Below are 5,856 nucleotides of genomic sequence, written 5' to 3' on the forward strand. Positions count from 1 at the left end.
AACTCCGCCTGCGCGCCGAAGCCCGAGGACCCACCGCCAACCGGTAAACGCCCCGACGGTCAGCCCCGACAGACGATGCGCTTCCGTTAACGGTTACACAATAGCGACTATGACGGCGACTAACGATAAGTCCGTAGCGGAGCGTACGGTGCTACTTTCCGGCCCTTACTTGGCAATTTTGACGTGGGTGATGGCTTCTAGGCAACCGGGCACGCTCAATCTTAAGAGGCAATTTGCCGTGGTGGGCACCCAAGGATTCGAGAGCGAACGACGTCTCGAAGTGCTGTTCGTTTCCGAGGCGCATCGTGCCGACGTTTGATCCCGAGTTCGCTCTCGATTTGTCAGTACGGCTGTCCGCCATAGGCGTGGTGATCTCTGGACTAGAGATGTTGCAGATTTCGCCACATTTCACGGCCAACGGCGTCTTCAGTCTGGAGTCGTCCGCCGCATTCGGGCGCAGCCGCCGCTGGTCGCGATGGGCGGACTGCCTTCTTCGCCCAGCCTTGCTCTTGCAAACTCTCAGTGCCCTGGCGCTGGTATTCCTCGGACCCCTGTCAATTGCCGGACGATTGTCGCTCCTTATGTGCCTCTCGGCCACGATACTGGTACGCTACCGTCGTTTGTTGGGAGGCGATGGAGCTGAGCAGATGGCGACGATTATCATGGTGGCCGCCGCGTTAGCGGTCTTTCCTTGGCACGAGGACTCGCGGATTGTCGCGAGTGTCACGTTCATTTCTGCACAACTGTGCCTTTCGTATTTTGCTGCCGGAGTTGCGAAATTTGTGTCACCGATCTGGCGGCGTGGTGAGGCACTTCGACTCATACTCTCGACCGAAACGCACGGAAACCCTTGGGCAACACGACTGTTGGAAGAGCATCAAACTGTAGCCTGGGGCGGGTGTTGGGCCGTCATTCTGTTTGAAACGCTGTTTCCGCTCGCCATCTTCGGGCCACAGGAAGTGCTGACGATTGCACTGGCGATCGGATTCTTGTTTCATCTTGGTTGTGCCACAATGATGGGCCTCAACAGCTTTCTTTGGAGCTTTCCCGCTGCGTACCCTTGCTTGATCGCTACCGTAACATACTGGCGATAGGACTGTTGCGTAGCTTCGGCATCGGAGCGTTGATGTCCGCAAATCGAAAACGCTGCTTTTTCGCAAAGGGGCGACGATGACTGAGATCACGACCCTTTTCTGGGACGTGGGCGGCGTGCTGCTTTCGAACGGCTGGGACCGTGCCTTGCGCCGCCAGGCGGCTGACCGGTTTGGGCTCGACTGGGACGACTTTCAGGAACGTCACGACCTGGTTGCCTACGACTTCGAAGTCGGGCGCATCACCTTGGACAATTATCTCTAGTGCACAGTGTTCCACCGAGAGCGGTCTTTCGATTCCACGAAGTTTAAGGAGTACATGTTCGACAGCTCGGTTCCTCTCGCAGGCAGCCTGGATGTCTTAAGCCGCCTGGCCCTGGAGAGGAGATACTTGATGGCCACGCTCAACAACGAGTCCTTCGAGCTGAACGCGCACCGCATTGAGCGATTCAAGTTGCGCGACTATTTCACGTTCTTTATCAGCTCCTGCTTCGTCGGACGTCGCAAGCCGGAACCTGAAATCTACCAGCTGGCGCTTCATCTAAGCCAGCGAGCCGCGACGGAGTGCTTGTTCATCGACGACCGTGCGCTCAACGTGGAGCGGGCGCGCCAGGTTGGCTTGCGAGCGATTCAATTCAAGTCACCAGAACAGCTCATCACCGATTTAATTGCGTGCGGGGTCACTTGGAGCTCGCAAGTCCTGAGTTCTCGGGGACATAGCGTTGCCACTTCATGACCAGTCGTCGCGGCTTGTGATGACCGCTAACTGCCCAGTCGTCGAGGAAAAGGCCGTCGTCACGACTTCGGCTTTTCGTGCAACCCGGCGGTCTAGTAGATGGAAAAGCGCGTCTTCAAGCGGGCGGAACCGGTGGGAAGCAGCTCTGCGAATGCGGGGTTCTCAGGCACCGTGTGCCTGCGTTAATCGCCGATGTTATTCCTGAGTCGACGGCGCGCTCGCGCATCTGTTAACCGCCAGTTCTGTTTTCCCAACGGCGAGAAAGAGTACTCGCCGCTTAAGAGCCGTTGCGGCTACTTATATTAAGCCCGAGCGGCTCGATTCGTTGGCGGTTCCGATCGCTTTGGACCGGCCGAACCGTACTCTAACCCCGCATTCTCTTGCCGTTCAGCGACTTATCTCTTGCGCTCTCGCGTGCATTGTTTCGAAGAGGGTTCTGCCCGGGGAAGACGAAGGCCATCACCAACTCATCTCATCCCCAGTGTCGGCAAGCTACTTTGTCAGTTTCGCGTCCACGATTCTCCAACCGTCAGCGGTGTGCTCCATCGTGAATTCGACTGGCATTACCTGTTCCGCCTTGCCGTCATAGACGACCATGTCGGCGGTGACTAGCTTGCGAACGTTCTTGAATTGCACCAAGAGTCCCCTCACATTGTCTTGCTCGTTGCGTTGCACCACATTGTCGCGCAATGCCGCGAGTGGCGGCGGCAACTTGCCATTGTCTTTCCGGCGCAATTCCTCGCCTAAGAGGTCGTCCACCGCTTCCAGATTTGCGTCGCCCACAGCGCCTTCCAAGTCTGCCAGTGTTTGCATGAGCGGATCTTCCACATTCAACACCGTGAGCGCCTTGCCAGCGATCATCGATGCCGCCAGACGGCGAACCGTCTCTTCTGGCAATTCTTCCAATTGCTCCAGGACGTGCGGTGTATGGACACCGCCGAGTTGCAGCGTGCGACCGAAGCCATACAGCGTATGCACCAGGACGAACTTGTCGCCTTGGCGCTCGAATTGATGACAATGCGAAAACCACTTATCGCCCCAGTTATAATCCGACGCCTGCATCAGCAGCGACAATCGCTGGCCGTCGAACCAACCTCCGACAGCGCGATGATATTGAAACTGGTTGTCGCCAAAGCCCTCATAACCGCCGATCACCGCGCCTTGCGACACAAACACCTTGTAATAGAGCTGGCCTCCTTCCTGCCGAACCATTAAGGCCCCGGTGAATGGCTTGAAGTCCGGCTGGCCAGGTGGCCGTTTCCGTTGCTGGGCGGCCACAGCGACCAAGGTTGTCAAGCTAATCGCGGCTGCCAGCGCGGCAAGTTTTGCGGATGGAAACGTCATTGGTCTTCGCCTTTGCCCAGTGGGCGTCCTGGAGTCTGGGGATCTCGCGCGTTGCGTGTTGGCAAGACGCGAATGTAGCCAATATGTCGCCAATGGGGCACACGTTGGCGGAAACGCTAAACAGTCGTGGAGAAATGCCCATCCAGCCAAGGACGGTATCCGCAGTTATTCCGTGTTTGAACAACTAGCGACGCTTCCGCTGACGGATGGCACCGGCTGTGCCGATCAGGCCGATGGTGGCGAGGGCGTAGGTGCTGGGCTCGGGGACGGAATTGGCGCTGCCAACACCAAAGTTGTTACGCACGTTGTTGAGGTCGCTGATGTCAATAGTGCCGTTAGCGTCGGTATCTCCAAGGCCAGTTCCGCCGAAGTTGTTGCGGACATTGTTGAGATCTTCGATGTTGACTGCCCCATCGCCATTCGTGTCGCCAATGACTCCGTCGGTTACGACAGACAATGTGACGTCGTTCACACCATAGTTGATTTCCCATTTGTGCCCACCGGGCAGTGCGGGCAGATCGTCAGGCGTTGTCTCAAACATGCCTGTAACGCCACCACTGGCCGCGAGAATGGAAAAGATGTCCCCAACTTCGGGCTGAAAGCCATCGATAAGCTGGACTGCAATGACACCTCCGAGAGTGGCGATGCCAGCGCTCGTCAAGCGGGAGAAATCTCCTGAGTCTGTTCCGCCGATCTCGAAGCCGAGCATGGCGTCGCTGTGAAGTTGAATCGCATCCACGGCATTCAACACCGAACCAGCTAGTAAGTTGAGAGTTGACCCTACTGAATCGATCCCATCGCCCACCGTCAATGAGTGGATCGTCACTTCGGAGGCAGGGCCGGCAATCACTAAAGATTCAACCGAGTTAATCGTCACATTGTGGGGTGCGCCCGGTGGCAGGCTCAAGGTCCAGTTCGAGGCCGCGTCCCATGAACCGCTCAGGCTTGAGCGCCAGCGGATCTCCGGTGTGAATAGGAAAATCCCTTGACTCCCGTTCGCTCGTACCGCGCGGAACGCAACCTGGCCAAAATCGTTGAAGCTCTTTCGCTGACCCAGGTCGCCGGCATAGCCGCCGGTCGTTTCCACGAACGTGATCGCCGCGCCTTCCAGCATATCTCCCTCGCGGGCTACCTTGACCGTCTCGGTTCCATCCGTCACATAGATCGCATTATCATCGCTCACTCCGCCGCTGGTGCCGCGCAAGAAGGCCTTGAATGCAACCTGGCCGGAAGCATTCAGCTGCAGTCGGCCAAAGGAATCGTAGCGACCGTTTCCTTCGGGCACGTTATCGTTTTCGCGAAGGTACTTGAGGAGTCCGTTTTCATTGTGCAGATAGATCCCGCTGTCGCTATTTGACCCGCCGGAGTTGTTTCGCAAGTACCCGGTAAACGCGACCTGACCAGCGTCGTTCACGACGGGAAAGTCAAAACCGGCAAACTTCCCCTCGCCTTCAGGCACATTCTCGTGTTCGCGAGCAAGTTTCTCAATCACAGTGCCGTTGTGCAGATAAATACCATCGTTGTCGATGGTCCCGCCGCTCGTATTTCGCAGCGACGCCGCGAACGCCACTTGGCCAGCAGAGTTCACCATCGCCGTAGCGGGAAAGCCGGCAAACAATCCATTGCCCTCAGGAGCAGCCGTGTTCTCGCGAACAAGGTTCACCAGTTCTGCGCCGTTATGAAGGTAAATTCCTTCGTCGTCCATGCTACCGCCGCTGGTTTGACGCAACGAAGCCTGGAACGCTACTTGGTCAGCGTCGTTGTAGCCCTGTTTGAAATCGAAGAAATCGGAGAACAGGCCGTTGCCTTCGGGTACGGCTTCATTTTCCCGGGCCAGCTTAATGAGGCCGCTGCCATCGTGAAGGTAGACGCCAAGATCATTATTCGCGCCGCCACTGGTGCTTACCAAGCTAGCCTTGATTCTCACATGACCGACGGAGTTGACCGTAGTGTTAAGCGACTGACTGAATGCGCCATCGCCGTCGGGAAGCAAATCTCCGCGGCGGGCGAGGTTGATCAGCACGTTACCGTCATCGAGGTAAGTGCCGACATTGGTGTCGAACGGCGTGTCGCGCAATGACGAATCGAAGGCAACCTGTCCGCCGGGACTCAAGCTGGGAATGTCGCTCAGCACGTTAAAACGACCGCTGCCCTCGGGAACCGAGCCGTGTTCGCGAACGACATTGCGGATGGTCATGCCGTCGAACAGGTAGATGCCTGTATCGTCATTCCCCGCGCCGCTGGTGTTAAACAGGCCCGCCCAGAACACCACATCGCCAGCGTTGTTCAACACCGGAGCCGTCGCGTTCGTGACGCTGAACGCGCCGAACTGGCCGTTGGCTTCCGGAGTCGAGTCGGTGGTGAGTGCGATCGTCTTGATGGAGGCCGTCGCCGGTCCAGACCAGTAGGACAAGCAGATCATCGCGACGACACGGAGTACGGAACGTGCAAGCATAACGTGTCCTTCAAGCCAATCTGGGCCATTTGATGTCTGACAACAGCTGAGACATGCCAGACATAGTGTCATGAGCGCCTGGGGAATGCAAGGTATTTGTGATGACTGATTGGTCCAAGGACGACCAGCCATTTAACCCGTATTTCCCAGATGACTTCCCCGTAGTGGCACGCGATTTGCGCCAAACCCCTGAACAACAGGGGTATATCGCACATTCATGCCATGCTGAC

The 5,856-nt window shown here is 57.1% G+C and carries 5 protein-coding genes; 3 read left to right on the top strand and 2 right to left on the bottom strand.

Features of this window, described 5'->3' with window-relative positions; translation table 11 throughout:
• Positions 1-305 precede the first annotated feature (305 nt).
• The 3 genes from SGJ19_21870 to SGJ19_21880 all read left to right on the top strand — a co-directional run bounded on the left by SGJ19_21870 (position 306) and on the right by SGJ19_21880 (position 1,827).
• Positions 306-1,094: a hypothetical protein gene (locus SGJ19_21870; GenBank protein MDZ4782906.1), complete on the top strand. Its 789-nt coding sequence runs from the start codon at positions 306-308 to the stop codon at positions 1,092-1,094.
• A 76-nt stretch (positions 1,095-1,170) separates the two neighbouring features.
• A complete protein-coding gene (locus tag SGJ19_21875) occupies positions 1,171-1,356 on the top strand; it encodes a hypothetical protein (GenBank protein ID MDZ4782907.1) in 186 nt (61 codons plus the stop codon).
• 6 nt (positions 1,357-1,362) lie between these two features.
• Positions 1,363-1,827 (top strand): HAD-IA family hydrolase, encoded by a 465-nt coding sequence (locus SGJ19_21880; GenBank protein MDZ4782908.1) that lies wholly within the window; start codon positions 1,363-1,365, stop codon positions 1,825-1,827.
• A gap of 492 nt (positions 1,828-2,319) precedes the next feature.
• Here SGJ19_21880 and SGJ19_21885 read toward each other — a convergent pair whose 3' ends face one another.
• Positions 2,320-3,171, bottom strand: coding sequence for a hypothetical protein (locus SGJ19_21885; protein MDZ4782909.1), 852 nt, complete (start codon positions 3,169-3,171; stop codon positions 2,320-2,322).
• 184 nt (positions 3,172-3,355) lie between these two features.
• Positions 3,356-5,626, bottom strand: a complete 2,271-nt coding sequence (locus SGJ19_21890) for a PEP-CTERM sorting domain-containing protein (protein MDZ4782910.1) — start codon at positions 5,624-5,626, stop codon at positions 3,356-3,358.
• Positions 5,627-5,856: the final 230 nt, after the last annotated feature.

Source organism: Planctomycetia bacterium (assembly GCA_034440135.1).
GTDB lineage: Bacteria > Planctomycetota > Planctomycetia > Pirellulales > JALHLM01 > JALHLM01.